Source organism: Streptomyces sp. NPDC086554, assembly GCF_040686095.1.
Classification (GTDB): Bacteria; Actinomycetota; Actinomycetes; order Streptomycetales; family Streptomycetaceae; genus Streptomyces.
Genome location: NZ_JBFBJK010000008.1, coordinates 229,384 through 255,840, shown reverse-complemented (window position 1 = coordinate 255,840; position 26,457 = coordinate 229,384). Strand labels below are relative to the sequence as shown.

The window sequence follows — 26,457 nt, the reverse complement described above, 5'->3', positions numbered from 1 at the left end:
GACTATTGCTTTCGGAGGGGGACCCATATGCGGGACAGCCATCGGGCCGAAGCCGAGCGGCTGTTGGTACGGGCGGTGGAGGAAGAGGTGCGGCGTTCCGGCGGCCGTACCGACGGTGCCGTGCTGCTTTCGCGGGCCCGCGGCGCGCTCGACGCCATGGAGCAGACGGCGGCCGAGGAGTACGCCGCGTACACGCAGGCCGTCGACGAGGCGGCGGCCGGGCAGCTCTCCTTCGGACAGCGGTACGCCAAGGAGGGGGCCGGAACTCCCCTGCTCGTGGCGGTGGTTGCCGCCGTGGGGGCCTGTGTGGCCGACCTCGCGCTCGGCACCGGCGCGTCCACCGCGCTCGGCGCGGGCGCGGCCGTCGCCGTGGTCGGCGCGGCGACGACCGTCCTGAAGGTGACCGCCGCCCACGTGCCCGCGGCCAGCCGCCGCGCCGGGGCGATCAGCCAGCCGGGCGGGCCCGAGCAGCTGCGGCTGCAATGGCTGACGGCCCTTGAGGTGCGGGGCATTCGGCCCTTCCTCGACCAGCAGCGGGTGCTCCAGGCCTCGTCCGGCAAGCAGAAGTCGGCACCCCGGCTTCGGGGCACGGACAAGAGCGCTGCGGCCCGGCGGCGTACCGTTCTTGAGCAGTCGTTCGCTCAACTTCCGGAGTTGGAGGGGTCGTTCGCGGGGCGGCGGGCCGAGCTCGCGCGGGTCGCGCAGTGGGTGCAGGCGGCGCGCGCGAGCACCGAGACGCGGCCGACCGTGGTCGTGCTGCACGGTGCGCCCGGCTCCGGGCGCTCCTCCCTCGCCGTACGCGCCGCGCACGATCTGCGGGACCAGTTCCGCGGCGCCTGCGTCGTGGACCTGCGGGGCGAAAGCTCCCAGCCGCTGTCCACGCGTGACGCGCTGCTGCATCTGCTGAATCGATTGGGCGCCCCGCGCGAGCAGTTGCTCTTCCGGGAGCGATCGTCGCAGGAGCAGCAGGTCAGGCGGCTGAGCGAGCTCTACCACCAGTACTTGACCGGGCTCGCCGTCACCGTCGTACTCGATGACGCGAGCGACGTCGAGCAGGTGCGCACGCTGGTGCCCGAGCGCTCCGACAGCCTCGTCCTCGTCACCGCCCGCAAGCCGCTCGAACTCCCCGCCGACCTGCCCGCCTGGGTGCACCAGCTGCCGGTGGAGCCGCTCGACCCGGCGGGCGCGGAGGAGCTGCTGCGCGAGGCCTCAGAGGATGCGTCCGGCCCGTACGACGCGGAATCCTCGGACGCCGTAAGGGACTTGTGCGGCGGTCTGCCGCTCGCGCTGCGCGTCGCCGGGTCCTCGATCGGATCGCGTACGCCGCGTCAGCTCGCCGCCGACCTCGCCGCGTACGGCCCCGTGGAGCCCGTCGAGCGCGTCCTGTGGCTGCGCTACACCGACCAGTCCGAGCCCGCGCGCCGCCTCCTTCGCAGGCTCGCGCTCGCCGGCCGGGCGTCCCTGGGGGCGGCCGCCGCGGCCGCCCTGCTCGGCGCCGACGAGAAGGAAGCGGCCCGCCAGCTGACCGCACTGTCGCGCGCGGGCCTCGTCGACCACGTACGCGGCAGCCGCTACCGCCTGCACGATCTCGTACGGGCCTTCGCGCTCGCCCGCCTCATCGACGAGGAGGAGCCCGGCGAGCGCACGGCCGCGCAGGAACGTCTCATCGTCAGCTACAGCGAGCTGGCAGGGTCGGTGATCCGCCTGGTCGACGGCAAGATGTCGACGCGGGCGGGCCAGTTCGACGGGCACGGCTTCGCCTCCCTCGACGCCGCCCTGCGCTGGCTGGACGACGAGTCGAGCTTCATCACCGCCGCCCTGCGGCACGCGGAGGGCGTGAACCAGGAGGCGGTGCTCAATCTCCTGGGCGCGCTGTGCGACTACTGCCTGCTGCGCGGCGACCTCTACCGCCTCGGCGAGATCAGCGAGCTGACGCAGGCCGTCGACCAGGGTCTGCTCGTCCGGAGCGTGCGGTGGCGCACGGGCATCGCGTCCCGGCAGCTCGGCGAGCTCGACCAGGCGCGGACGACCCTGACGTCGGTGGTGGACCTGTACATGGAGGCCCACCAGGACGCGGGCGCCGCCCTCGCCCTGTGCTCCCTCGGGATCACGCTGCACCACCAGGGCCAGCTGACGGACGCGGCGGCGCGGCTGCGCGAGGCGTTGGAGCTGCAGGGCCCTGACGAGCTGGCGGGCGACCGGGCCTGGACGATGCACGCGCTCGCGGCGGTCGAGCGTGACCGCGCCAATCTCAACCAGGCCCTCGGCCTCCTGGAGTCCTCCCTCGCCCTGCACCGCGAGAACGACTCCCTGCACGGCGAGGCCTGGGCGCACTTCCAGCTCGGCCAGCTCTGCCTGCGCATGGGGGACGTGCCGCGCGCGGAGGAGCAGCTGCGGGGCGCCCTCGATCTGTACGGGCGCACGCGCGACGGCCGCGGCGAGGCGTGGGCGCTGACGCAGCTGGCGCGGGCCCGTCTGGTGGACGGCGACGCGTCGGCCGCGGTCGACGGCCTGCGCCAAGCGGTCTCCCGGCACCGCGACAACGAGGACGCGCGCGGCGAGGCGTGGAGCGCGTACTACCTGGGGCAGGCCCTGGAGGAGGCGGGCAGTCTCGACCAGGCGGTGCGCGAACTCGAACGCTCCCGGACGATGTTCTCGCGGATGCGGGACGTGTACGGCCTGGCGTGCGCGCGGCATCACTCGGCGCGCGTGACCCGCGACCAGCGGGCCGCCCAGACGGGCTCGCTGCGCAACTCCGGCTTCGCCCGCCAGCTCCTGGTGGACGCCCGCGCCGACTTCCAGCGGATCGGCGTCGCGCACGGCGAGGCCTGGACGTGCCTGGAGCTGGCGGTGGTCGACGCGGGCAACGCGCGGGGTCAGCAGGCGCTCGCCCTGTGCGACGAGGCGGTGGCGCTCTTCACCTCGTACGGAGACCGCAGGGGCGAGGACTGGGCCCGCTTCCTGCGCTGCACCCTGCTGCCGTACGCGTCACCCGGCGGCTGGGAGATCGGCACCGCGGTCGCCCAGGAAGAGCTCAGCCAGCTGTCACGCGCGGGGCATCCCACGCGCGACGGCAAGCTGGACGACTACCTGGAGGCGTTCGCGCTCCTCCTGGAGCGCGGCGCCGACCTGGAGTCGGGCTGGCAGGCCTGGCGCCTGGGCATGGTCCCCAACCGCCACTCCCGAGAGGTGATGGGGGTGACGGTAACAACGCCGAGCTGATCAGCAGCGCGCAGGAGCGCCCCGTAAGGGGCGCGGGGAACTGCGCGAGCAACCACAAGGCACCCGCAGACGAGGGATCCGGCGGGGGCGCCTAGCCCCGCTGGGCCTCAGCCTCGGACGGCTGACCCTCGGCGGAGCCGTCCCGCTCCTTGAAGTCGACCTTCCGCATGTGCTTGTTCATGGACTTCATCAGCCCCCAGACGGCGAGTGCCATCACCGCGAAGACGATGAAGCCGAGAACACCCGGAGTCACCTTGTCATCGTCGACCTCTTTGGCGAGAGGGACGAGATGCGTCATTGCCAGATGTGCGTTCACGCTAGGCATTGTCGCGGATGCCCGCAAAGAGGTCGTCCTCGGGGAGGGATGTATCGACGAGCGACTTCGCGAGCTCGTACTCCTCCGTGGGCCAGACCTCCTTCTGGAGCTCCATCGGCACCCGGAACCAGCCGCCCTCGGGGTCGATCTGCGTGGCGTGCGCGATCAGCGCCTTGTCGCGGATCTCATAGAAGTCGGCGCACGGAACGTGCGTGGTCAGCGTCCGCTCGACCCGCTCGAACTCGTCCCACCGCTTCAGCCAGTCCCCGTACGGCGACTCCATGCCGCGGTCGAGCATCGCCTGGTGCAGCGCCTCGGTCCGCGGCCGGTTGAAGCCCTGGTTGTAGTACAGCTTCTGCGGCTCGAAAATCGGCCCGAACTCGCTCTCCGGGTACTTCTCGGGGTCCGCCGCCCCTTCGAACGCCACCATCGTGATCTTGTGGGTCATGATGTGGTCGGGGTGCGGGTATCCGCCGTTCTCGTCGTACGTCGTGATGACCTGCGGACGGAAGGAGCGGATCTGCCGGACCAGCTCACCGGCGGCCTTGTCGACGTCCTCCAAGGCGAAGCAGCCGTCGGGCAGCGGCGGCAGCGGGTCGCCCTCGGGAAGCCCCGAGTCGACGAAGCCGAGCCACTCCTGCTTGACGCCGAGAATCTCGCGCGCCTCGTCCATCTCCTTCTTGCGCACCTCGTGGATGTGCTCCTGGATGTAGGTGTCGCCCTGGAGCTTGGGGTTGAGGATGTCACCGCGCTCCCCACCCGTGCAGGTCACGACGAGCACGTCCACCCCCTCGGACACGTACTTGGCCATGGTGGCCGCGCCCTTCGACGACTCGTCGTCGGGGTGGGCGTGAACGGCCATCAGTCGCAGCTGCTCAGTCAAGACTCGATCCTCAGTGATCCGGCGCCCTGGTCATTTCGGCGCAATGGGCGGCTTCTATAGTGACGGAACCGGGGGGCGGAAAATTCCGGCAGCCCTATTCCTGGAGGAAGATCATGGCGGCGGTGAGCGACAAGCTCCCCGAGGGTCGATACGGCCGCTCGCGCACGGCGGACGAACGTGCCGACCGCAAGCTCATGATCGTGGGCTCCGTCCTCGGCGTGATCCTGCTCGGCGTCGTCGGCTGGTTCGGCTACGACTACGTCAGCGGTACGAAGGTCAGTGCCGAGGTCATCAAGTTCGACGTCGTCTCCGACAAGGCCGTCGAGGCGCATCTGGAAGTACGCAAGGACGCCGACGCCCGGGGCTACTGCACCCTGCGCTCGCAGGCCGAGTCCGGCGCCGAGGTGGGCCGCGCCGACTTCCGCTTCGACCAGCAGACCGGCCGTATCGACAAGGTCGTCACGCTGCGTACGACCGAGAAGGCGACCAGTGTCGAGCTACTCGGCTGCCACTCCGACTGACACAGACTGACGTCCACCGGCTTTACCGCGCTCACCTGCGTTGACGTATTTCTGATGGCTTATGTCCTCCCCCTTCCTCGCCTGAATTGTTAGGCTCGTGGTTTCGCCCACCCGTGAGGGAACATCCTTCTGGGTAGGGCGATGCTTTGTATTCCCAGTACCTACGAGGAGCACCTGTGACCCAGACCAGCGAGAACGTCACCTGGCTGACCCAGGAGGCGTACAACCAGCTCAAGGCCGAGCTGGAGTACCTGTCTGGTCCTGCGCGCACCGAGATCGCGGCCAAGATCGCGGCGGCGCGTGAGGAGGGCGACCTGCGCGAGAACGGCGGGTACCACGCGGCCAAGGAGGAGCAGGGCAAGCAGGAGCTCCGCGTCCGCCAGCTGACCCAGCTCCTCGAGCAGGCGAAGGTCGGCGAGGCGCCGGCCGCCGACGGCATCGTGGCGCCCGGCATGGTCGTCACGATCGCCTTCGACGGCGACGAGGACGACACCCTGGCCTTCCTGCTCGCCTCGCGTGAGTACGCGAGCGCCGACATCGAGACGTACTCGCCGCAGTCCCCGCTGGGCAGCGGCGTGAACGGCAAGAAGATCGGCGAGGACGCGCAGTACGAACTGCCGAACGGCAAGTTCGCCTCGGTGAAGATCCTCGAGGCGAAGCCGTACCAGGCCTGAGACCCGCTTCGGCCGACGAAGGCCCCCGGCGCGCTCCGTGCCGGGGGCCTTCGCATGCCGTGGAGTTCTTGTCGGACAAGTACATGGCCCCGATCGAGGGGGGCGTGCTCACTCGATTCGGGGGCATCGTCCGGGGCGAGCGTGCCGTCGCCCTCCTCGCCCATGTTGCAGCGGCATGGACAGCACCGATGCGTACGGGGTGAACCCGCCGATCTACTCCGCCTTGGTGACCGAGTGGTGGGCCAAGGGGCGGATAGTGCCTGGCTGGCACGATGCCCAGTGGGCCGCCCTCGCCGCCCCGCCCAAGAAGGGGAGACGCGACGTAGGCGATCACTCAGGCCTGCTGCCGTCCAGTGCGCTCGTTCCGCGTGGGTAGCGGCGGCCGCGACGGGTCCCGCTGCCGGCGGTCGTCCGGCCAGGGTCGTGGGGTGCGACCGGTTCGAGCAGGGTGGCGAGTATCCCCGTGGCCTGATGGAGCGCCACTTCCACGGCGGTTGGGGTAAACAGGGTGCCGCTGCCGTCGGGAGGGACGAGCCACCGCAGAGGGCCGGTTGCCCGCTGGGGAGCCGGTGCGGCAATCCACGCGCCCTTGCCCGCGTAACGGATGCCGGAGCCGACCCAGCGACTTTCGGGATCCGGGGGCAGGAAGAAGCCCACCCGGTGCGCGGCGAAGTCCGCAAGCGTGGGGCCCGGCTCCTGCAGCGGGGTGCGCAACAAGACGTCGAGGGTGAAAAGACCCAGCTCCTCCGGCACACTCAGCACATCCCAGAACCGCCCGGATGCCAGTACTGCGGTCCCGCGCTCTGCGTGCCATGCCCGCTTGCATGCCCGGGGGTCCGTCGCTGCGGCGGCCAGCCACTCCACGGCTTGTCTCGCGTGACTTCTCATGGCTCTCCTCCGTGAAGCTGATGCCGTACTGCCAGATCTGACCCCCTCGACAGACCGCGAAAATGCCCGACCTTCGACGCTCTGGCCCGGTTCGTCATGCTCATGTTGGTAGACATCTCCACGTGGTGGAAGGGGTGGCGCGACGTGGCGTTTTCAGGTGGCGCGCCCAGTCCGCCGGGCGTCGGCTCGTGGAGGGGCAGCGGCATGGTCACCAGGCGGCCTTCGGGTTGTTCGACGCGTACGTCGTTGTCAAGTGGGCAAGCCGCACCACAGCCGGACAAGGGGCTGCGCCTGATCCCCAAGTGGCTGATCGTGACTGGGAGTTCATCGCAGGGTGAGCGGGGTCGCGGATGCGATGTGGGACAGCTTCTCGGGGTTGCGGACGACGTAGAGGCCGGTGATGCGGCCGGCCTCTACGTGGGCCGCGAGGATGCCGTCCAACTCGCCGTCCAGGTGGACCGCCAGTGCCGGGCTGCCGTTGACCACGGTGGGGCCGAAGGCGATCGGGATCGTGTTCTTGCCGAGGCCGCCGACCAAGAGGCGGGCCACCTTGTCGGCGCCGACGATCGGCCGCAGCGCAGCGTGCTTCACGCCGCCGCCGTCGCCCATGTAGACGACCTCAGGCGCGAGCACGTCGAGCAGGCCCTGCAGGTCGCCTCCCTCCAGTGCCCGCAAGAACGACTCCAGAGCCGCCCGCGTCTCGCTCTGGGAAACCACCTCGCGCGGGCGCCGGGCATCCACGTGCCGGCGGGCCCGGTGCGCGATCTGGCGGACGGCCGCCGGGGTCTTGTCGACCGCCGCCGCGATCTCGTCGTAGCCGACGTCGAAGACCTCGCGCAGCACGAAAACGGCCCGCTCGGTCGGCGACAGCGTCTCCAGGACGAGCATCACCGCCATCGACACGCTCTCGGCGAGCTCGACGTCCTGAGCCACGTCCGGCGTGGTCAGCAGCGGCTCCGGCAGCCACGGGCCCACGTACGACTCCTTGCGCCGCGACATCGTGCGCAGCCGGTTGAGCGCCTGCCGGGTCGTGATCCGGACCAGGTACGCGCGCTGGTCGCGCACCTGCTCCAGGTCGACCTCGATCCACCGCAGCCAGGTCTCCTGGAGGACGTCCTCGGCATCGACCGCCGAGCCGAGCATCTCGTACGCGACGGTGAAGAGCAGATTGCGGTGGGCGACGAATATCTCGGTCGCCCGGTCAACGGCGTGATCATCAATCATGTCTTGATCATCTCCCCCCTCGGCCGGTCCGGACCTAGGAAACCCGTTCGGCGACGACCGGCGCCTCGGCGCGCATGGCCTCCAGCGCCTCCTGGCGCCCGGCGCCTCCCTTCATGCGGTGCAGGCGGTACCCGCCGGGCTTGTGCGCCTCATCGGCCAGGTGCTTCACGACGCCCTTGCACACGGCCTCCTTCATCTTCGCGCCGAGGCGACCGTCGATGTGGAACCACACCGCGACGTCGGACCTGTTGCCGAACTGGAAGATGCCGGTGCCCCGGCCCAGGCTGATGCACTGCGCTCCGAACGACTGGTTGAGGGTCTCGGGCTGCTCCCCCGCGAACCGGCTGAGCACCGTGTCGGCGGCCCGCGCACCCAGCGGCATCGCGGCCTGGCAGCTCATCCGCAGCGGCAGGCCCGACGGCGCCGCCGAGTCCCCGGCCGCGACGATGCGATCGTCATCCACGCACGTCAGCGTCTCGTCCGTGAGCAGGCGGCCCAGTGCGTCGGTGCTCAGCCCGCTGCGTGCGGCCAGGTCCGGCACACCGAAGCCGGCGGTCCAGATGGTCACCGCGCTCGGCAGCTCGCGGCCGTCGGCGAGCCGCACGGCATCGCGGGTCACCGCCGTCACCTTGGCGTCGGAGCCGTCGAGCACGGTCACTCCGAGTGCCGCAAGCCGCCCGGCCGCCGAACGCCGGCCCCGGGTGTGGAGGTACGGGCCGAGCACGCCGCCGCAGACCAGGGTGACGGTACGGCCCTGCTCGGCCAGTTCGGCGGCGGTCTCGATGCCGGTGGGCCCGGCTCCGACCACCGTCACCGCGGCCGTCGTGCGCGCGGCGTCGAGGACCGGCCGCAGCCGCTCGGCCTCCTCCAGGGTGGCGATCGGGTAGGCGAACTCGGCCGCCCCGGGCACCCGCGGGTCGGCGCTGCCACTGCCCACCGCGTAGACCAAGTAGTCGTAGCCGACCGCAGCACCGCTCGCCAGCTCCACACCGCGCCCGGCCGCGTCGATCCGCGTCACGCTGTCGACCACCAGCCGGACGCCCTGCGCCAGGACCTCCTGGTAGTCGACGACGGCGGCGTCGGTCCCGCCCACCAGCTGGTGCAGGCGGATCCGGTGGACGAAGGTCGGGCGCGGGTTGATCAGCGTCACGGTCACGTCGTCGCGCTGCGTCAGGCGATTGGCCGCCATGACGCCGGCGTACCCGCCGCCGATCACCACCACATCGGTGTTCTCAGCCATGATGTCTCCCTCGTTTCGAGCAGCTCGAGCGGTTCGAGCGGTTCGAGCACAAGACACCGCCTGATCGACCTCTGTGACAGCGTGTGAGTCAGATCACTTCGCAGGCATCTCTACGCCTCTGGAGCGTGATCAACCGTCCGCCCGGCGGTACTTGCGGACCGCGAGCGTGCGGAACGCCACGATGATGAGCACGGACCAGATCAGCGAAGCCCAGACGGGGTGCTCCATCGGCCAAGCTCCGGTGACTGACTTCGGAACACCCTCGATCGTGTTGCCGAACAGCTCTCGCGCCGCCGCCACCGTGGCACTGAACGGGTTCCACTCGGCGACGTACTGAAGAAACCTCGGCATGCCGTTGACCGGCACGAACGCGTTCGAGATGAACGTCAGCGGAAACAGCCAGATCAGCCCTCCCGAGGTCGCCGCTTCGGGGGTGCGCACGGACAGGCCGATCAGTGCACCGATCCAGGTGAACGCGTAGCCGAGCAGGAGCAGCAGGCCGAAGCCCGCAAGGACCTTGCCCATGTTCTCGTGCGTGCGCCAGCCGACGATCAGGGCCACCACCGCAAGCACGGCCAAGGTCACAGCCGTCTGCACCAGATCCGCGAGGGTGCGACCGGTGAGAACGGCGCCACGCGCCATGGGCAGCGACCGGAAGCGGTCTATCAGGCCCTTGTGCATGTCGTCGGCGATGCCCGCGCCGGCGCCCGCCGTGGCGAACGTGACGGTCTGCGCGAAGATGCCCGCCATCAGGAATTCCTTGTAGGCACTCGCGCTTCCGGCGGGCGCACCTGGAATGTTGATGGAACCGCCGAAGACGTACGTGAACAGCACAACGAACATCACCGGCTGAATGACCCCGAAGAGGATCATTTCAGGAATCCTGGTCATGCGAATCAGGTTCCTGCGTGCCACGACCAGCGAATCCCTGACCGACTGGCCGATGCCGCCCTTAGGGCGAGGCGCCAGGAGCGGTCGAGTGTCGGATACGGCACTCACTTGTCGGCCTCCTTCGTGAACTCCGGCTTCGCGTCCTGCACGCCGTTCCCATTGCCGCCCGCTTCGTCCACCGCGGCCACATGGCCGGTCAGCGAGAGGAACACGTCGTCGAGGGTCGGGCGGCGCAGCCCGATGTCGTCGATCTCGACCCCGCGGGTGTCCAGGTCGCGGATGACCTCGGCGAGCAGCTTGGCGCCGCCGGTGACCGGGACCGTGAGCTTGCGGGTGTGGTTCTCGACGGCGACCTCGCCCTTGCCGAGGCTGCGCAGGACCTCCGTCGCCGGGGTGATGTGCTCGCGCTCGTGCACCACGACCTCGACGCGCTCGCCGCCGGTCTGCGCCTTGAGCTGGTCGGAGGTGCCGCGGGCGATGACCCGGCCGTGGTCGACGACGCAGATGTCGTGCGCCAGGTGGTCGGCCTCTTCGAGGTACTGGGTGGTGAGCAGCAGGGTCGTGCCGCCCGAGACCAGCTCCTCGATGACTTCCCAGAGCTGCTGGCGGTTGCGCGGGTCGAGTCCCGTCGTCGGCTCGTCCATGAACATCACCGGGGGCGAGACGACGAGCGCGGCCGCGAGGTCGAGGCGGCGGCGCATACCGCCCGAGTACGTCTTGGAGGGGCGGTCCGCGGCGTCCGCCAAGTTGAACCGGTCGAGCAGCTCGCCCGCCCTGACCTTCGCCTCCTTGGCCTTCATCTGGTAGAGCTGGCCCACCATCTGGAGGTTCTCGCGGCCCGTCAGGTATTCGTCGACGGCGGCGAACTGGCCGGAGAGGCCGATCGAGCGCCGCACTTCGTTCGGATGCTTCAGTACGTCGATACCCGCGACGACCGCCCTGCCGCTGTCCGGCGTCAGGAGCGTCGTCAGACAGCGCACTGCCGTGGTCTTGCCCGCGCCGTTCGGCCCGAGGAGGCCGAGCACGGTGCCTTCCGGGACATCCAGATCGACGCCGTCCAGAGCCTTTACGTCGCCGAAGGTCTTCACCAGACCTTCGGCGTAGATGGCGCCTGGCATGTGAGCTCCCCCAGTGGTTTGGGTGACTTCCTGCGGAAAATCTTAGATTTGCCGGGCTTGGCCCGCCCGGCGACCAGTGACGTGAGACACACCATAACGCGATACATCGTGTCGCCTCAACTGCTTTCGCGGAGCCTGTGGATAACGCGAAATAGCGGCCGGCGACTCAGCCGATGACCGTGTAGCCCGCCTCGCGCAGGGCCACGCCCACCTCGGCGCAGTGCACAGGACCCTTCGTCTCCAGGTGCAACTCCACCTCCGCCTCCGTGAGTCCGAGCCGGGGATCGGTGCGTACATGACTCACGTCGAGGACGTTGGCATCCAGCACCGAAAGCACCCCGAGCAGCGTGGCCAGGGCGCCGGGCCGGTCCGTCAGGCGCAGCCGCAGCGACAGATAGCGGCCCGCGGCCGCCATGCCGTGGCGCAGGATCCGCTGTATCAGGAGCGGGTCCACATTGCCGCCCGACAGGAGCGCCACCACCGGGCCCTCGAAGTCCCGCGGCCGGCTCAGGAGCGCCGCGACGGGGCTCGCGCCCGCGGGCTCGACGACCATCTTGGCCCGCTCCAGGCAGAGCAGCAGCGCACTGGACAGCTCGTCCTCGGAGACGGTGACGACGTCGTCGAGCAGGTCGTCGATGATCTCGAACGGCACATCGCCGGGGCGCCCGACCTTGATCCCGTCCGCCATCGTCGACGGATTCGGTATGGACACCGGGTGCCCGGCCGCGAGCGAGGGCGGATACGCCGCCGAGCCCGCCGCCTGCACGCCGATCACCTTCACGTCCGGGCGCAGCGCCTTCACCGCGACCGCGATGCCCGCCGCGAGCCCGCCGCCGCCGACGCCCACGACCAGCGTGCGCACCTCGGGGCACTGCTCCAGGATCTCCAGGCCGACCGTGCCCTGCCCCGCGATGATGTCGGGGTGGTCGAAGGGGTGGATGAACACCGCGCCCGTCTCGCGCGCGTACTCCTGCGCCGCGGCGAGCGTCTCGTCGACCACCTGGCCGTGCAGCCGCACCTCCGCGCCGTAGTCCCGCGTCGCCGCGACCTTGGGCAGCGGCGCGCCCACCGGCATGAACACCGTCGACCGCACCCCGAGCAGCGAGGACGCGAGCGCCACACCCTGCGCGTGATTGCCCGCGCTCGCGGCCACGACCCCGGCCGCGCGCTCCTCGGGGAGCAGGCCCGCGATCCGTACGTACGCCCCGCGCAGCTTGAAGGAACCCGTCCGCTGGAGGTTCTCGCACTTGAAGTGGACCGGCGCACCGACCAGCTGCGACAGATGCCTGCTGCCTTCCATCGCCGTCACTCTCGACACTCCTGAGAGCATCTTCTGGGCGCCTCGCACGTCGTCGAGGGTGACCGACAGCAAGGAGTCAGGCGTGCGGTAGCTCATGACCGTCAGTCTCCCAGTTCACACCGGGGTCCTCCTGTGGTGACCACGTGCCGAGACTGGTTTGCGCAGCGCTGGTACGCCCCGCCGCCCGGCCGCGTAACCTGTCCCCCAACCCATCGCCCTCGCATGAAGTGAGCCCCCGGCCATGCCCACAACTCCGGACATGACGACCGCCAGCGATCCCGGCCTCCTCGACGCGCTGCAGCACCAGGTGGCGGTCTTCGCCCGCCGTGCCGAGCAGACGCGTCTCGGCGGCGTGGGACAGGTCCGCAACTCCATGGACCGTGCCGCGTATCTGCTGCTCAACCGGCTGGACAAGGAAGGCCCGATGGGCGTCAAGGCGCTCGCGGCGAGCATGGGCATCGACTCCTCGACGGTCACCCGGCAGGTCGCCCCGCTGGTCGACACGGGTCTCGTCAAGCGCACATCGCACCCCGAGGACGGCCGCGCGGTGGTCCTCCAGCTGTCCCCCCGCGGCGAGGCGCGCCTCAACGAGGTGCGCTCCTCGCGGCGTGACCTCATGGCCGAACTGACGGAGGACTGGGCCGCGGAGGAGCGCGAGAGCTTCTGCACGCTCCTCACGCGCTTCAATTCCGCGCTGTCGGCCCGGCAGATGGCGCAGGCGCCTCCGGAGGCGCCCGCTTCCTGAGGCGTCTTTTCCGGGCGGTGCCCGCCTCTTGACCCCGGCCATGTGCCTGGCCTCATATGAGACCGGAGAGCCGTTTTTCCGCCAGGCGGGAGGCGCGGTGCGCGAACGGCAGGCGTTCATCGACGCCCGCCGGGCCCGGGAGTTCGAGGCGTTCGTCGCGGGCGCGGCAGGGCGGCTGCTGCATGCCGCGACACTGCTCACCAGTGAACTGCCGGACGCCAATCCACGCGCGCGTGCCCTGCTGACCGCTTCCCTCGCGCACACGTACGCGACGTGGGACCGGATGCGGGGCGAGGACCCCTACGACCGCACCCGCAAGCAGCTGGCGATCCGTTTCGCGCGCGGGGCCTGGCGCAGGCACCGGGGCCGTGGCGGTGTCCTGGCCCGGCTCTCGCCGCAGGAGCGCCTGATCCTGGTGCTGCGCCTGTACGAGGGTGTCGCCGAGGAGCAGACGGCGGCGCTGCTCGGGCTGCCGCCGGACCGGGTGCGGGTGATCTGTACCCGCGCGATGGCCGCGGTGCTGCATCCCCCGCGTGGGCCCGCGCCGCCGCTTCCCCTCGGGGAGGCGGCGCCGTCATGAGCCAGCACGATCGCAATGAGGCAGCGGTCCGCCAACTCCTGGAAGGCGCGGCGCCGACGGTCCCTGCCGGGCTCTACGAAGAGGCGGTCCGCCGGGGCACCCGCCAGCTACGGAGGCGCCGCGCGTTCCGGCGCCTCCTGTGGCTCTTCCTTCTGGCGGCGACGGTGGCTTTCGTGATCTGGGCGTCCCTGACCCAGCCGTGGGTGGACCCACCGTCCGAGACGACTCCACCGCTGACGCGGTGGTGAACACCGGAGGGGCTGAATCTTTCAGCCCGTTTCAGCCCCTCCAGCGTCCTAGCCCAGCGCCTGCTGCAGGTCCGCCAGGAGATCGTCCGCCGACTCGATGCCTACGGAGAGGCGCACGAGATCCGCCGGAACCTCCAGCGCCGAGCCCGCCGCAGAGGCGTGCGTCATCCGCCCGGGGTGCTCGATCAACGACTCGACGCCGCCGAGCGACTCCCCCAGGGTGAACAGCTTCGCGCGGTCGCACACCGCGACCGCCGCCTCCTCGCCGCCCTCCACCTGGAAGGACACCATCCCGCCGAACGCCTTCATCTGCTTCGCGGCGATCTCGTGCCCGGCGTGCTCCGGAAGCCCTGGGTAGAGAACACGTGTCACGCGCGCGTGCCGCGTCAGCATCTCCGCGACCTTCGTCGCGTTCTCGCTGTGCCGGTCCATCCGGACGGCCAGCGTCTTGATGCCCCGCAGGACGAGCCACGCGTCGAAGGGCCCGGCCACCGCCCCCATCGCGTTCTGGTGGTACGCCAGCTCCTCCCCGAGATCCGCGTCGTCGACGACCAGCGCGCCGCCCACCACGTCCGAGTGCCCGCCCATGTACTTCGTCAGGGAGTGCACGACGATGTCCGCGCCGAGCGAGAGCGGCTGCTGGAGGTAGGGGCTCGCGAAGGTGTTGTCGACGACGAGGCGGGCCCCCGCCTCCTTGGCGATCTGCGCGACGGCCGCGATGTCGGTGATGCCGAGCAGCGGGTTGGAGGGCGTCTCCACCCAGATGACCTTCGTACGGTCGGTCAGCGCCGCCCGCACCGCCGCCGGGTCCGATGTGTCGGCGACCGACCACTCGACGCCCCACCGCGAGACGACCTTCGCGAAGAGCCGGAAGGTGCCGCCGTACGCGTCATTGGGGATGACCACGTGGTCACCGGGGCTGAGCAGCGTACGCAGAAGGCAGTCCTCGGCGGCGAGGCCCGACGCGAAGGCGAGCCCGCGCCGACCGCCCTCCAGCGCGGCCAGGTTCTCCTCAAGGGCGGTACGGGTGGGGTTCGCGCTGCGGCTGTATTCGTAGCCGCCGCGCAGCCCGCCGACGCCGTCCTGCTTGTACGTCGACACCTGGTAGATCGGCGGTACGACGGCGCCGGTCAGCGGATCCGCGGTGTTGCCCGCGTGGATCGCGACGGTCTCGAAACTCTGCCTGCTGTGCATGTCACTCATGCGGCCAGAGCCTAATGCGGGACAGGCGTGCACCGGCGAGTTCCAGGGTCGAGTTCGAGACTGGTTCGCCAAGTGTCAGACCCGTCTGGTTCGCTTGTAGGCATGGAGATTCTCTGGGTGCTGATGGCGGCGATCATGATTGGGGCGGTTCTTGGCCCGTTCCTGCTGCGCAGGCGCGGCGGAATCCGCCAGGTCGCGCCCGGTTCGCCGGACGCCGCGGACCCGGCGGACTACGGCTTCGCGCTCCAGGAGGAGCTGGACATCCGCATGCCGGGCCCGGACCGCGACCTCCTGGACGTGCTCGATGTCGTCCAGGGCTCGCAGAGCTGGAAGGCCGCGTCGCAGCTGCTCGCGGGCACGGAGGTGCACGGCGAGGTGCGCTGGCAGCGTGTGCAGGCGTTCGCCGGAGCGGCGTCCCTGGAGCTTGCGCAGCGACCGGGCGGGGTCAGTGACAACCCCGGCGGGCAGTGGCTGCGGGTGTGGCGTGCCGAGGCGCCCAAGGACGCGGGCGGCGCGGCGGTGCACGCGGAGTTCCTGGTCCAGCAGGCCTGGCGGTCCTCGACGTCCGGCACGGACGAGTTCCGGATCATCCTGGAGGAGGCGAAGGAGGCCTGCTCGCAGGCGGCGCTTCTCTCCCCCGGGGACCCCGTCCCGTACATCATCGAGCTCTCCATCGCCCGCGGACTCGCGTACCCGCGCGAGGAGTTCGAGCAGCTGTGGCTGAAGATCCTCGACCGCTCGCCCGCGCACATGGGCGCGCATCTGGCGGCCCTGCACTACTGGTGCGAGAAGTGGCACGGCTCGCGTGACCTCGCGTACAACTTCGCGGAGGCCGCGGCGGCCCGCGCCCCCAAGGGCTCGCTCCTGTCCGCGCTCCCGCTGTTCGCGGTGTACGAGCACCTGCCCGAGGTCAATCTGGTCCGGGGCTTCTACCAGAGCGAGGTCGTCACGAAGGCCGTCGAGGGCGCGCTCTTCGCCGTCCACTCGGCCCGCCCGGACGACCCGATGCTGGCGCATGTGCGCCACCTCCTGATCTTCTTCCTGGTCCGCAGCGAGCGCTGGGCGGAGGCGATGCACCAGCTGGTGCACGTCGACGGCCACGTGGGCGCGCTCCCCTGGACCCTGTCCTCCGACCCGGCCGCGGACTACACGGTGTACCGCGCGCTCGCGGTCGGGGGCTACGAGGCGAACGGCGGCAGCCCGGCAACGCTGCCGCACTGATACCGGCGCAGGAATGCGGCACCCCCCGCACACGTTGACGTAAGGGCCGCACGCACCCACCGCGTACGCCCCGCTCCAGGAGGAACGACTCCCATGCTCTTCGGCAGCCGCACGCCCGAGCTCCCCACCCCCGAGCAGGCCCTGAAGGGCCGCGCCACCCCCGAGTTCGAGGTCCCCTCCCGCCACACGGTCCTCGGCAACCCCCTGCTCGGCCCGTACCCCGAAGGCCTGGAGATCGCGGACTTCGCGCTGGGCTGCTTCTGGGGCGCGGAGCGCAAGTTCTGGCAGACGGAGGGAGTCTGGACAACGTACGTCGGCTACCAGGGCGGCTACACGGAGAACCCCTCCTACGAAGAGGTCTGCTCGGGCCTGACCGGCCACACGGAGGCGGTCCGCGTAGTCTTCGACCCCACCCGCGTCTCGTACGCGACGCTCCTGAAGCTCTTCTGGGAGTCCCACAACCCCACGCAGGGCTTCCGCCAGGGCAACGACGTGGGCACCCAGTACCGCTCGGCGATCTACACCCACTCCGCAGCCCAGGAGTCAGCGGCGGAGGCCTCCCGAGACGCCTACCAGCAGGTCCTCACGTCCTCGGGCCACGGCACGATCACCACAACGGTCCTCCCGGCGGAGAACCGTACGTTCTGGCCGGCCGAGGGCTACCACCAGCAGTACCTGGACAAGAACCCGGACGGCTACTGCGGAATCGGCGGCACGGGCGTCACCCTGGACAGCCCGTCGGAGACGAACTGGGGCCGCGCCTGCCCGACGGGAATCGCCCCGGCACCTCAGGCCTCGGAGCAGTAGGCCTTCAGGTCCCGCTCGACCGAACAGACTGTGCCGCCGACTGTGAGTCAGCACAGCGGCACAGCCGTTCCACGCATCGTTCAAGTGTGGTGGCTGCGCAAGGCCCTAGCCGTCCTGAAGCCATATTCGGCCATACCGCCCACTTACTGCGTGAATCATCAAGCTCACCGCCACGATTACAGACATGGCGACTTCGGGGGCAAGAGGCAGTCTGCTTGGCGGTCTAAGGCAGTGGTGGGGCGACTTGGCTGGCGCCTTACTCATCGCCGCGTGGATCAATGAGGCCGCAGGCCCGGCAGCGATCATCGCCTTGTCCGCCGTTGTCCTCCTCTGGTCCTTCTTCCAAGCCCCGGTGACCTGCGGAGCTCCAGTCAGAGGACGGAAGGACGGCTGCCGAAACAACGCAACCGGCATCCTCATGGGCTGTCATATCCACCAGCATCGATGGCAGAAGCTCAAGATGCTGATCTTCCGACGGCGGGTACGTGAGTTCTGCTCAGGCCTGTTCTCAGATGGCAAGGCCACCCTCGTCACGTTGGCAGCAGCAGGCAGTTTTCTGTCCGGGCTGGTGGCGCTGATACCTGGCGTCGCCGCCTGACGCATCGGCAGCCCGGCCTTGAACTGGACAGCCCGTCTGGGACGAACTGGGGTCGGGCCTGCCCGACCGGGATCGCTCCGGCTCCTTCCGATAGCTGAGCCCCCGAAAAGACTATGACGACGCCAGGAACCGCCCGTATCGTCATGACATGAGCAATTCCTCCGGGAAGTCGCAGCTGAAACGCCGCCACCACACTGTGCCGCGTCTGCTTTTGCGACGGTTCGCCGACGGTGAGCAGCTCATTCGTGTCCCCCTGAACGGGGGCGAGCGGCGCCCGGTCGGGATCGGCGACGTCACCGTCCACCGCGACTTCTATTCGACGAGGGATGCGTCGGGCCAGCTCGATGACACGGTGGAGGACCTGCTTTCCAAGCTGGAGGGGAAGGCGGCATGGGTTCTCCACAAGGTCATCGACGGGACATGGCCTCTACCGATTGAAGAACGGGCGGTGCTTGCCGAGTGGATCGCTGCGCAGCACGCACGGATACCTGCCGCCCGTAAGGCACACAACGAGATCGCCGATCACATCAACAAGGTTCTGATCGCCGTTGGCGGTAAGCCCGAGATCCGCAGGCGCCTCGATGAGTCCTCTACGGGGCCCGTCTCGAATGAAAAGGTCGAGGCACTGTGGAGGGAGCTGACTGACTTCGACGGCTACTACGCCGAGAAGTCGGTCAACGACCACATACTGTCGATGGCCCAGTCCATGAAAACGGCGTACGAGGTGTTCATGGCTCGCGCCTGGGGCCTGATTCAGTTCGAGCACCGACCACTGCTCATTCCGGATCACCCGGTGACGCTAGTGCGCGGGGAGGACGTGCCGAGCTTTCTCGGCGTCGGCGTCGGCAACGCAGCTGCGGTGCTCATTCCGATCGACCGGCGGACGGTCATCATGATGGCACCGCCGGGGCCCGACGACTTCTTCGTACGACCCCACACGAAGCTAGCCAAGGAGCTGAACCAGCGCTTCGCGTACAACGCACGCAGGGAGTTGTACCACCACCCTGACGACAACCCCCTGCAAGGGATCGAACTCCCGCCGCCGCGAGACCGCGAGATGATGTTCAGCCAGCCGCCGGAGCACTACCTGTTGCCCGACGGTCCATCGGACGCCTTCAAGGCAGCACCCCCGGCGGATCCGCCGCCTGACGCTCGCCCGCCTAGCTAGTGCTGTGATGGGCGTCGGGGGCGGTCGATACCCCTCACAGGCTGATCGTTGCCGCTGTGTCTCTGACGAGAGCCGCCAGGCCTACCGGCACCCCAGAGGCTCGATCGACGACCTGCAATGCGTCCCGCAAGAGAAGTCGGTTCCTCCCCGAGGTGATGGTGCTGAGGAGGGGTGAGATCTCGTGGATTTCCTCTTCAGCTTCCCTCCACGCTTTGGCTCTTACGTAGCTGTGCAAGAGCTCAATGCGATACAGCATGACGCCCCGTGGTGTTGCATGTTCGAGTGCGCTTTGGAACTTGAGGATCGCCGCGTTCAAATCCGCGAGACTCAAGAGGACATGCCCTAAGTGCCCTCCAATTTCCTGCTGGTTCACCCACCATGCCCACTTGGGATCACGTGCACTCAGGGACTCTTCCACTCCCCCTCGGGCTGCGTCCAAGTCGGTCAGAGCTCGCTGACGATCTCCTATCTGAGCGAGCGCCCTGCCTCGCCTGACACGCGCTAGGAGTGCTACACGCGGAGGAATCCGGGACTGCGACAACAGCTCATCGGTGATGCGTCGCACCCCGCCGGGGCGGCTACATTCAGTGTCGAGCATGGCAAGCATGTCCAGGGCGAACCATTCCATGGCCCGTTCTCCAGCATGCCGGGCCAGCATGTGTGATTCGAGGAACGCGTTGCGTGCCGCTACACGATCACCGGAATCAAAGAGCAGCCATCCAGCGACTTCAGCGGCTTCTGCCACGGCAGCCACATAGCCTCGCTGGGCCGTTTCCGGGATTTCCCCGGCATCAAGTTTGCGCTGAGCGGACTGCCAAACCTGAACTGCGACGGGTGCTACGGCATCTCCGCCATAGCGGTCAGCATGCTTGAGGATGTGTTCGGCACTGGCTTTCATATGTGCGATGTCGGAAGCTGGGCCAGTCGGCTCTTCCATCGACTCCAGTGGTGTCACGGGCGTGGCAAGTCGCACCAACTCCCCGTCGGCCTGTAGCAGTTCGTCCAGCGCTTCGGCAAGTTGCGCTGAAGGACGTTGACGACCGTTGGTGACACGGGAGATATAGGCCACGTTGTAGTTGAGGGCGCGGGCAGTGCCCCTCAAGGTAATGCCTCTGTCCGTGAGGAGTGCGCGGAGCCGTGGGCCGAATTCGGCGCTCATGTGCTTCCCCTGGTGTTGACCGTGCTCTCCAGAGTAGCTGTCAACGGCTGTCAACTCCCGACAGTGCACGTCACGCGACAAGGATGGCGAGACAGACCCGGCGACCGTGCGACCGGCCCCGGGGCGTGGTCAACGCTGATTGGAGCGCCGACATGCCGGACTGTATCGCCCGAATCTTCGAGCTGTTGTTAACACTCCTGCTTCCCTCTGACGGACGCCACCGGTTCCCTGAATCGGCCTCGTCCGGACCGTCCACCGATACGCCGACCCGGCCTCTGCCGCGCGTGCCCGTACTGCGGGGCGAGGACGTCGGTCTAGTACGTCCGTACCTCGTCGCCTTCGAGCGGCGGCAGGAAGAGCGTCGGCAGCGTGCGCTGTGGCTGGCCGTGCACGGCGTGGATGTCGGCCCACGTCTGATCCATGGGGTGGAGGTGACGGCATGACGAATCAGACTCGGTTGCTGCCGTGGTCGACGCTGGAGGGGAACCCTTGCGTTCTGGTGGGTCCGGGTACGGGCTTCATGTCGCGCCTGGCCGACAGCATCGAGAGTGTCCAGCTGGGCATGGCGGCCGATCTTCTCGGGCATGCGGCGGACACGCTCGCTGACCCCAAGGCCACGCCTGAGGAACTCCGTTTCGTGGCTGCCCGCTTGACCGAGTCACTCCGGGAGGTTCACCGGATCGCAGAGAGCCGGGGAGATCGCTTGTCGGCGTTCGATCAACTCAACGTGGACGACGGCGATAACGGGGACGACGAGGGGCCGAAGCTTCCGGCAGGGGCGTCCGGGTGAGCGGGGGCGGCACGCCACGGGGCCGCTATGTGCCTCTCGAATGGACGCTGGCGGCCATGCCCGCGATGAGCGTGCGGCATGTCGGCAAGTGTCTCGTCTGTAGCGATCACTCGGTGGATGCGGCCGATCCGGATGAGGCGCAGTTGTGGTGTCTCAAGCACGCAGGCATGACGCGCCATACCGGCTATGAGCTGTCGGCGTTTCAGTTCTTCAGCGCCGCGATCACTGATCCTGCGGTGGGTGGAGCTGCCCGCCGACGTAGAGCAGGGTGAGGCTGTCTCCGCCAGTCCCGTTCGATTGGCTTCCCTCGTCTTGAGGGAAGGGAGATAGGTGCATGTTCCCCCGGCCTACTCCTGCGGCCCCGGTTCTCCCGCCCTGTTGAGAGAGCCGGGTCGCGCCGTGCCCGTGACTGCTGTGATCTCCTCTGCCCTACTAGGTGTGGGCCTGAGCTGGGGTATTGGTGCGCGGTGGCCCGAACTGCCGCAAGGCACCGCCAAAACCGGTGGCAGAACGAGGGGATGAACTGCACGCGACCTACCTCGAACTAGCGGGTGAGCGGGACAACGCCGTAGGAGACTGGAAGCCTGGTCGGTCACAAGGGTCCAACGGCACGCGCGACCGGGGCCGCTCAAGTAACCGCCCGACTCCGGAAGTCCGCCAGTTCCTCGCGGGCCTTCCGCACGTCCGGGTGCCCGTCCCCCAGCGCGCTGATCAGGTCCGGGAGACATCCGGCGAGCGCGTCGGCCGCCGCGGCATGGTCGCCGGACGCGGCCAGGAACGTGGCGATGACGCACCGCGTCTGGAGCACGTTCGTGTGGTCCTTTCCCAGGGCTTCCTCCTCCGCCTGCAGAACGTCCCTGGCCTGCCGGAGCGCCTCCGCGGGGTCGCCCATCTCGCAGACGAGGCGGGCGATCACCCGGCGGGTGTCCAGCGTGTTCATGGCAGTCGGCCCGAGGTAGCGCTCTCGGTCCGCGAGTATCCGGCGGAACTGTGACAGCGCTCCGGGCAGATCACCGCTCCGCCGGGCGCACGAGGCCAGGTTGTGCCTGACGACCTGCAGATACTCGTCGTCCGCGGGAAGCCTCGCCTCCGACTCGGACAGCAGCGCGCGGAAGGCCTCCTGCGCCTCGGTGAGGTGTCCGGCGCGCATGTGAAAGAAGGCGATCTGGTGCCGGAGCGTCTTTCGCTTCGACCAGAGGGATTCCGAAGCGTCCGGGTCGGCGTGCGCAGGATCGGACTCCGGGACGGGGGCCGATCCGTCCGAGTCCGCCGCGTCACCTTCGGCTTCCATGTCCTCCCGGTCCGCCAGGTCCTCCAATACCTGGGTGAGGCGGCCGATCGCACCCGCGTAGTCGCCCCGGTCGGCCAGCGCGCTCGACTGCGCGTACACGTCGTCGACGGCGCCGGAATCGACCGCCGCGTGAAACGCCGTCCGTACACGCCAGTACGCCTCGTTCGCCACCCGCCGCACCTGTACCGGTGCCGCCCTGCTGACGAGCAGCGTCCAGATCTCCTGTGGCACGGGGTCGTGGGAGGTCTTGTCGATGAGGTAGTCGAAGGCGAGGTAGCGCGGCTCCTCGTCACTCGGTCCTGCCGGGATCAGGAGACTGCTGGCCCCGTGGACCGGGTCGAGCGCCCACTCCCACGCCTCTTCCAGGGGCTCGGGCCGCAGCGCATGACCTCCGCGGGCGCGCAGGTAGTGGTGGTGCAGTTCCTCGAGGAGTTCGCGCGGGACGGGGCTGTCCACGCCCGCGCGGCGGCAGTCGACCGCTGCGGCGACGAGCGCGGCAGCCCTCGGGTGGACGCCCGGCGCCCAAGCCCGCTGCCAGTCCCGCAGCAACTCCGGGCCTGCGGTGAGCACTTCGGCAACGCCGAAGGCGCCCGCCTGCCGCAGCGCTCCGGCGATCCGCGGGTCGTCCGCGAACGCCTCGGCCGCCCGTAGCTCGTCCGGCGACCAGAGCCTGTGCAGGAACACGATGCATGAAGCTTCCAGCAGCTCGCGGCCTGCCCGCCACGCCGCGCGTCCCTCGCCGTTGGGCCATGCGCCGCCCCGCACGGTGAACCGCTCGTACTCGGAGGTCCGCATGGTGGCGAGCAATGTCGTACCACTGCCGACACGACCGTCACCGCTCAGCTCGGCCACCGTCGCGAGGGTGAGACCCCCCAGCCCCAGGAAGCGCTCCATGTCGTCGAGCCAGAGCACGGAGGGGGCTCCCTGCTGCGCCAGGTAGGCGGTCAGCGCGGGGAGCGACTCCCGGTTGGCCGGTACGGCCAGCCTGTGCCCCGGGAGCTCCGTGCGCATCGCCTCGTACGCCGCCCTGGTCTTCCCCGCGGTCGACTCCCCGATCACCACGACGCAGCGCTCGTGCCGCAGGGCTTCGCGGAGCGCCTCGTCCACGGCGCGCGGGATGTACCGCGGCAATGCCCCGGAGGGCACGTCCTCCGGGTCCCTGCGTGCGGGGTGGACGCCGAGGCGGATCGCGTCGTCCACCTCGCGGACCCTGGGCAGGGCGCTGCCGACGTGGCCCCTGAGGGACGTACTGCCCGGGAGGCTCTGGCGTAGTTCCGCCTGCCGGTCCAGCCCTTGCTTCGCCCGCCCCGCGATCACCACGGTCACCGCCGTCACGCCGCCCCCGACGGCCGAGGCCCAGGCGTCCGGCAGCCATAGACCGGCGACGAGCACACCACCGAGGCCTAGGAAGCCGCATAGGGCCAACACCGCCCACATGCCAAGGAGTTGCCAGGTTCGCCGTCTCATCTCGAGAGTCATACCGAAGTCCGCAGCTCCACAACCCGCGAGCGGCCCTCTGCCCTCAGCGAATCTGCCGCAGGCCGAGATCTCTGACAGCGGCGGCATCGCGGGGCAACAGTGAAGTCAGAGCGCGGCCTCGGGTGCCGCAGGACTTCAGGGAGGCGCAATGTCAGTACTCGGCAACGACTGGGGCGCGGTGACGCGGCCGCGGGGTGAGGACGGGGACACCGCTCCGTCCCGCTTCGACGACCACCTAGCCGCCCAACTCCTCACCCAGCGCATCGTCTTCCTCGGCACGCAGGTCGACGAGGCCTCCGCCAATCGGGTCTGTGCGCAGATGCTGCTGCTGTCCGCCGAGGATCCGCGGACCGACATCAGTCTCTACATCAACAGCCCGGGCGGGTCCGTCACCGCCGGGCTCGCGATCTACGACACCATGCGGCTCATCCCGAATGATGTGTCGACCCTTGCCATGGGGTTCGCCGCCAGCATGGGGCAGTTCCTGCTCACCGTCGGCACCGCGGGGAAGCGGTATGCGCTGCCCAACGCGCGGATCATGATGCATCAGCCGTCCGCCGGCATCGGCGGGACCACCGCCGACATCGCGATCCAGGCCGAGAACCTGGAGTTCACGAAGAAGGCCGTCGAGCGGATCACCGCCGAGCACACCGGGCAGAGCGAGGAGACCATCTCGCGGGACGGCGACCGCGACCGGTGGTTCACCGCCGAGCAGGCCAAGGAGTACGGGATGGTGGACAGGGTCCTTGACTCGCTCGCCGATGTGCGGCCCGCCGCCACCAAGCCGCGGATGGGACTGGGGGTCTGACAGCCATGAGCCAGTACACGATTCCTACCGTCGTCGAGCGCACCCCGCAGGGCGAGCGCGCGTACGACATCTACAGCCGGCTGCTCTCGGAGCGGATCATCTTCCTCGGGACCGAGATCGACGACGGCGTGGCCAATGTCGTCATCGCTCAGCTGCTCCACCTGGAGTCGTCCCACCCCGAGCGTGAGGTCGCCATCTACATCAACTCACCGGGGGGTTCGTTCACTTCGCTCATGGCCATCTACGACACCATGAGCTTCATCAACGCGCCGATCTCGACGTTCTGCGTCGGGCAGGCCGCCTCCACCGCCGCCGTGCTGCTCGCCGGGGGCGATCCCGGGCGGCGGTTCGTGCTCGAGCACGCGCGCGTGCTGCTCGGTCAGCCGGCGAGCGGCGGGCAGCAGGGGACGGTCTCCGATCTCACCCTCCAGGCCAAGGAGATGGTGCGGATCCGCTCGCAGGTGGAGGACGTGCTGTCCCGGCACTCGGGGCACGATGTCGCCACGCTGCGTGCGGACATGGACCGCGACAAGGTGTTCACCGCCGAGGAGGCGGTGGCGTACGGGCTTGCGGATGAAGTGCTCAGCCGGCGCAGTCTGTTCGCCGCCGCCTGACCTTCCACGGAGTTACGCGGCCAGGCGGATGTCTCCCTGGCGCGGGCGCGTCGACGGCTGGGCGTGGCGGGTCAACTCGGTCTGGGCCAGGGAGAGCAGGTCCGCCAGGCTCAGGCCGAGCGCGCGGGCGCCGGCCGCGAGGACTTCGGATGAAGCCTCCTTGCGGCCGCGCTCCAGCTCGGAGAGGTACGGCATCGAGATGCGGGCCGCCTCGGCGACATCCTTGAGCGTACGTTCCTGAGCGAGGCGCTCGCGGCGCAGCACGTCACCGATGATGTCCCGCCACAGGGGCTCTTTCGCCGCCGGGGGCACGGGAGTTGTCCGTACGGGGGCGGTGCCCGGCCGCGTCCGCCCCGCTGTCTGCGGGCGCGGGCGCAACGGGATGACGCGGGCCCCCTGCTCGCTCGGCGGGGCCTGCTCCGACTGGTGGTTCCGCTCTTCGCTGCTCACCTCTTCAGGGTAGGAGCCGCGCGCGTACGCGGAAGCGATCAGCGTTCTGCCCCCGGCGAAATCCCGGTGCCGGGAGGGGTGCTCCTACGCCAGCGCCTCCGCCAGGCCGTCCGCCGCCATCACCCGCCACTGCGGGTCGCCGTGCAGCCGCCCCCAGTACGCCATGGTCACCGCCCTGGCCTGCGTCCATCGGCGGGACCGCTCCCGTTCGACCCCGGCGGCGTCCGAGAAGACGGCGAGGCGGCGCAGGGCCGCGGACTTGGGGTCGGTGGCGGTGAGCAGGTCCTCGAAGCGGTGGTGGAGCAGCGTGATCGCGTCGTACGCCGGGTCGCCCGCGTACCCCTTGGGGTCGATGGCCAGCCAGGGTTCCCGCTCGCCCTTCAGTACGTTGCCGACGTGCAGGTCGCCGTGGATGAGGGTGTCGGGCTGGTCGGGGCCCAGTTCGCGCAGGGTGCCGAGCGCGAAGTCGAGCAGGCGGGAGGCCAGCGGTGAGCCCAACTCCTTGTTGTTGTCGCGCAGTTCCTGCTCCCACTCGTCGCACCGCGCGCTCATCCGGGGCAGCTCCGAGGGCGCGGGAACGGCAAGACGCCGCGCGAGCAGGCCCGCCGCCGTCAGCGCCTCATCGGCGTCCCGCACATCGGCGAGCGAGCCGGGGCCCGCCCGCTCGACGAGCATCGCGAACCGTGCGTCGTCCCGTTCGTAGAGGCGGACGGCGCCCCGGCCCGCCCACACCGCGAAGGCGTCCGGCTCGTGGACGTTGCCGGGGTGCGGGAAGGAGATCTTCAGGACGGCGGGCGTCCCGTCATCGCTGCGCCGCACGGGGACGATGATGCCGACCTGCCCGTGGGTCACCGGTTCGGTCGGTACGCAGTCCCAGCGCCGGAGCAGCTCTTCGGCCAGCTCCGGCAGCGTCGCGAGCCATGCGCGGCCGCGCTCGCCCTCCCGCTGGACGGTGCTCGCGGCGAAGCCCTGGGGTGTCTCGATCATTCCGGCACCCTAGGGGCGGGGGCCTAAGGGGA

At 69.5% G+C, this 26,457-nt stretch carries 27 protein-coding genes; 14 read left to right on the top strand and 13 right to left on the bottom strand.

Annotated features, from left to right (window positions below):
- Window positions 1-27 precede the first annotated feature (27 nt).
- Window positions 28-3,222: a tetratricopeptide repeat protein gene (locus AB0O76_RS15840; RefSeq protein ID WP_365490439.1), complete on the top strand. Its 3,195-nt coding sequence runs from the start codon at window positions 28-30 to the stop codon at window positions 3,220-3,222.
- Between the two features lie 91 nt (window positions 3,223-3,313).
- On the opposite strand, the gene AB0O76_RS15835 is transcribed toward AB0O76_RS15840, so the two are convergent.
- Together AB0O76_RS15835 and mca are read right to left on the bottom strand one after the other, a co-directional pair.
- A complete protein-coding gene (locus AB0O76_RS15835; RefSeq protein ID WP_365490683.1) occupies window positions 3,314-3,520 on the bottom strand; it encodes a hypothetical protein in 207 nt (68 codons plus the stop codon).
- Between the two features lie 19 nt (window positions 3,521-3,539).
- Window positions 3,540-4,421, bottom strand: a complete 882-nt coding sequence (gene mca / locus AB0O76_RS15830) for a mycothiol conjugate amidase Mca (RefSeq protein WP_365490436.1) — start codon at window positions 4,419-4,421, stop codon at window positions 3,540-3,542.
- Window positions 4,422-4,534: 113 nt separating this feature from the next.
- On the opposite strand from mca, the gene AB0O76_RS15825 reads away from it, so the two are divergent.
- Both AB0O76_RS15825 and greA read left to right on the top strand, forming a co-directional pair.
- Entirely contained in the window at window positions 4,535-4,942 is a 408-nt protein-coding gene (locus AB0O76_RS15825) for a DUF4307 domain-containing protein (protein WP_365490433.1), read from the top strand.
- A gap of 176 nt (window positions 4,943-5,118) precedes the next feature.
- Complete coding sequence (gene greA, locus AB0O76_RS15820) at window positions 5,119-5,616, top strand: transcription elongation factor GreA (protein ID WP_365490430.1); 498 nt, start codon at window positions 5,119-5,121, stop codon at window positions 5,614-5,616.
- A gap of 330 nt (window positions 5,617-5,946) precedes the next feature.
- Here the strand turns inward: greA and AB0O76_RS15815 are convergent, their stop codons facing one another.
- The 6 genes from AB0O76_RS15815 to ilvA all read right to left on the bottom strand — a co-directional run bounded on the left by AB0O76_RS15815 (window position 5,947) and on the right by ilvA (window position 12,373).
- Window positions 5,947-6,504, bottom strand: coding sequence for a hypothetical protein (locus AB0O76_RS15815; RefSeq protein WP_365490427.1), 558 nt, complete (start codon window positions 6,502-6,504; stop codon window positions 5,947-5,949).
- 324 nt (window positions 6,505-6,828) lie between these two features.
- Window positions 6,829-7,728 (bottom strand): RNA polymerase sigma-70 factor, encoded by a 900-nt coding sequence (locus AB0O76_RS15810; RefSeq protein ID WP_365490424.1) that lies wholly within the window; start codon window positions 7,726-7,728, stop codon window positions 6,829-6,831.
- Between the two features lie 34 nt (window positions 7,729-7,762).
- Window positions 7,763-8,968 carry an FAD-dependent oxidoreductase gene (locus AB0O76_RS15805; RefSeq protein ID WP_365490421.1) on the bottom strand — a complete coding sequence of 402 codons (1,206 nt, stop codon included), beginning with the start codon at window positions 8,966-8,968 and terminating at the stop codon, window positions 7,763-7,765.
- 129 nt (window positions 8,969-9,097) lie between these two features.
- Window positions 9,098-9,967 (bottom strand): ABC transporter permease, encoded by an 870-nt coding sequence (locus AB0O76_RS15800; RefSeq protein ID WP_365490418.1) that lies wholly within the window; start codon window positions 9,965-9,967, stop codon window positions 9,098-9,100.
- On the bottom strand, window positions 9,964-10,977 hold the full coding sequence (locus AB0O76_RS15795) for an ATP-binding cassette domain-containing protein (RefSeq protein WP_365490415.1): 1,014 nt from the start codon (window positions 10,975-10,977) through the stop codon (window positions 9,964-9,966). Before AB0O76_RS15795 ends, AB0O76_RS15800 begins: the two co-directional genes overlap by 4 nt.
- A 166-nt stretch (window positions 10,978-11,143) precedes the next feature.
- On the bottom strand, window positions 11,144-12,373 hold the full coding sequence (gene ilvA / locus AB0O76_RS15790; RefSeq protein WP_365490412.1) for a threonine ammonia-lyase: 1,230 nt from the start codon (window positions 12,371-12,373) through the stop codon (window positions 11,144-11,146).
- A gap of 145 nt (window positions 12,374-12,518) precedes the next feature.
- On the opposite strand from ilvA, the gene AB0O76_RS15785 reads away from it, so the two are divergent.
- The 3 genes from AB0O76_RS15785 to AB0O76_RS15775 all read left to right on the top strand — a co-directional run bounded on the left by AB0O76_RS15785 (window position 12,519) and on the right by AB0O76_RS15775 (window position 13,850).
- Entirely contained in the window at window positions 12,519-13,022 is a 504-nt protein-coding gene (locus tag AB0O76_RS15785) for a MarR family transcriptional regulator (RefSeq protein ID WP_365490409.1), read from the top strand.
- A gap of 97 nt (window positions 13,023-13,119) precedes the next feature.
- Window positions 13,120-13,602, top strand: a complete 483-nt coding sequence (locus AB0O76_RS15780; RefSeq protein ID WP_365490406.1) for a sigma factor-like helix-turn-helix DNA-binding protein — start codon at window positions 13,120-13,122, stop codon at window positions 13,600-13,602.
- Window positions 13,599-13,850, top strand: coding sequence for a hypothetical protein (locus tag AB0O76_RS15775; RefSeq protein WP_365490403.1), 252 nt, complete (start codon window positions 13,599-13,601; stop codon window positions 13,848-13,850). Before AB0O76_RS15780 ends, AB0O76_RS15775 begins: the two co-directional genes overlap by 4 nt.
- Window positions 13,851-13,898: 48 nt before the next feature.
- On the opposite strand, the gene AB0O76_RS15770 is transcribed toward AB0O76_RS15775, so the two are convergent.
- On the bottom strand, window positions 13,899-15,053 hold the full coding sequence (locus tag AB0O76_RS15770) for a cystathionine gamma-synthase (RefSeq protein WP_365490400.1): 1,155 nt from the start codon (window positions 15,051-15,053) through the stop codon (window positions 13,899-13,901).
- Window positions 15,054-15,155: 102 nt separating this feature from the next.
- Between AB0O76_RS15770 and AB0O76_RS15765 the strand changes: the two genes are divergently transcribed.
- The 4 genes from AB0O76_RS15765 (at window position 15,156) to AB0O76_RS15750 (ending at window position 18,847) form a co-directional block, all read left to right on the top strand.
- On the top strand, window positions 15,156-16,274 hold the full coding sequence (locus tag AB0O76_RS15765) for a hypothetical protein (RefSeq protein WP_365490398.1): 1,119 nt from the start codon (window positions 15,156-15,158) through the stop codon (window positions 16,272-16,274).
- Window positions 16,275-16,367: 93 nt separating this feature from the next.
- Window positions 16,368-17,081 (top strand): peptide-methionine (S)-S-oxide reductase MsrA, encoded by a 714-nt coding sequence (msrA, locus tag AB0O76_RS15760; protein WP_365490395.1) that lies wholly within the window; start codon window positions 16,368-16,370, stop codon window positions 17,079-17,081.
- Between the two features lie 184 nt (window positions 17,082-17,265).
- Window positions 17,266-17,679: a hypothetical protein gene (locus AB0O76_RS15755; protein WP_365490392.1), complete on the top strand. Its 414-nt coding sequence runs from the start codon at window positions 17,266-17,268 to the stop codon at window positions 17,677-17,679.
- Window positions 17,680-17,827: 148 nt separating this feature from the next.
- Window positions 17,828-18,847 carry a DUF4238 domain-containing protein gene (locus AB0O76_RS15750; RefSeq protein ID WP_365490389.1) on the top strand — a complete coding sequence of 340 codons (1,020 nt, stop codon included), beginning with the start codon at window positions 17,828-17,830 and terminating at the stop codon, window positions 18,845-18,847.
- Between the two features lie 34 nt (window positions 18,848-18,881).
- On the opposite strand, the gene AB0O76_RS15745 is transcribed toward AB0O76_RS15750, so the two are convergent.
- The gene (locus tag AB0O76_RS15745) at window positions 18,882-20,006 is read right to left on the bottom strand and encodes a helix-turn-helix transcriptional regulator (RefSeq protein WP_365490386.1); all 1,125 of its coding nucleotides are present in this window, start codon (window positions 20,004-20,006) and stop codon (window positions 18,882-18,884) included.
- Between the two features lie 439 nt (window positions 20,007-20,445).
- On the opposite strand from AB0O76_RS15745, the gene AB0O76_RS15740 reads away from it, so the two are divergent.
- Both AB0O76_RS15740 and AB0O76_RS15735 read left to right on the top strand, forming a co-directional pair.
- Entirely contained in the window at window positions 20,446-20,796 is a 351-nt protein-coding gene (locus AB0O76_RS15740) for a hypothetical protein (RefSeq protein WP_365490383.1), read from the top strand.
- Between the two features lie 56 nt (window positions 20,797-20,852).
- Window positions 20,853-21,068 (top strand): hypothetical protein, encoded by a 216-nt coding sequence (locus tag AB0O76_RS15735; RefSeq protein WP_365490380.1) that lies wholly within the window; start codon window positions 20,853-20,855, stop codon window positions 21,066-21,068.
- 356 nt (window positions 21,069-21,424) lie between these two features.
- On the opposite strand, the gene AB0O76_RS15730 is transcribed toward AB0O76_RS15735, so the two are convergent.
- The gene (locus tag AB0O76_RS15730) at window positions 21,425-23,554 is read right to left on the bottom strand and encodes a tetratricopeptide repeat protein (protein WP_365490377.1); all 2,130 of its coding nucleotides are present in this window, start codon (window positions 23,552-23,554) and stop codon (window positions 21,425-21,427) included.
- 160 nt (window positions 23,555-23,714) lie between these two features.
- Here AB0O76_RS15730 and AB0O76_RS15725 point away from each other — a divergent pair, with 160 nt between their 5' ends.
- Window positions 23,715-24,374 (top strand): ATP-dependent Clp protease proteolytic subunit, encoded by a 660-nt coding sequence (locus AB0O76_RS15725; protein ID WP_365490374.1) that lies wholly within the window; start codon window positions 23,715-23,717, stop codon window positions 24,372-24,374.
- 5 nt (window positions 24,375-24,379) lie between these two features.
- The gene (locus AB0O76_RS15720; protein ID WP_365490371.1) at window positions 24,380-24,988 is read left to right on the top strand and encodes an ATP-dependent Clp protease proteolytic subunit; all 609 of its coding nucleotides are present in this window, start codon (window positions 24,380-24,382) and stop codon (window positions 24,986-24,988) included.
- 12 nt (window positions 24,989-25,000) lie between these two features.
- Here the strand turns inward: AB0O76_RS15720 and AB0O76_RS15715 are convergent, their stop codons facing one another.
- Entirely contained in the window at window positions 25,001-25,438 is a 438-nt protein-coding gene (locus tag AB0O76_RS15715; RefSeq protein ID WP_365490368.1) for a helix-turn-helix transcriptional regulator, read from the bottom strand.
- Between the two features lie 84 nt (window positions 25,439-25,522).
- Window positions 25,523-26,425, bottom strand: coding sequence for an aminoglycoside phosphotransferase family protein (locus tag AB0O76_RS15710; protein ID WP_365490365.1), 903 nt, complete (start codon window positions 26,423-26,425; stop codon window positions 25,523-25,525).
- Window positions 26,426-26,457: the final 32 nt, after the last annotated feature.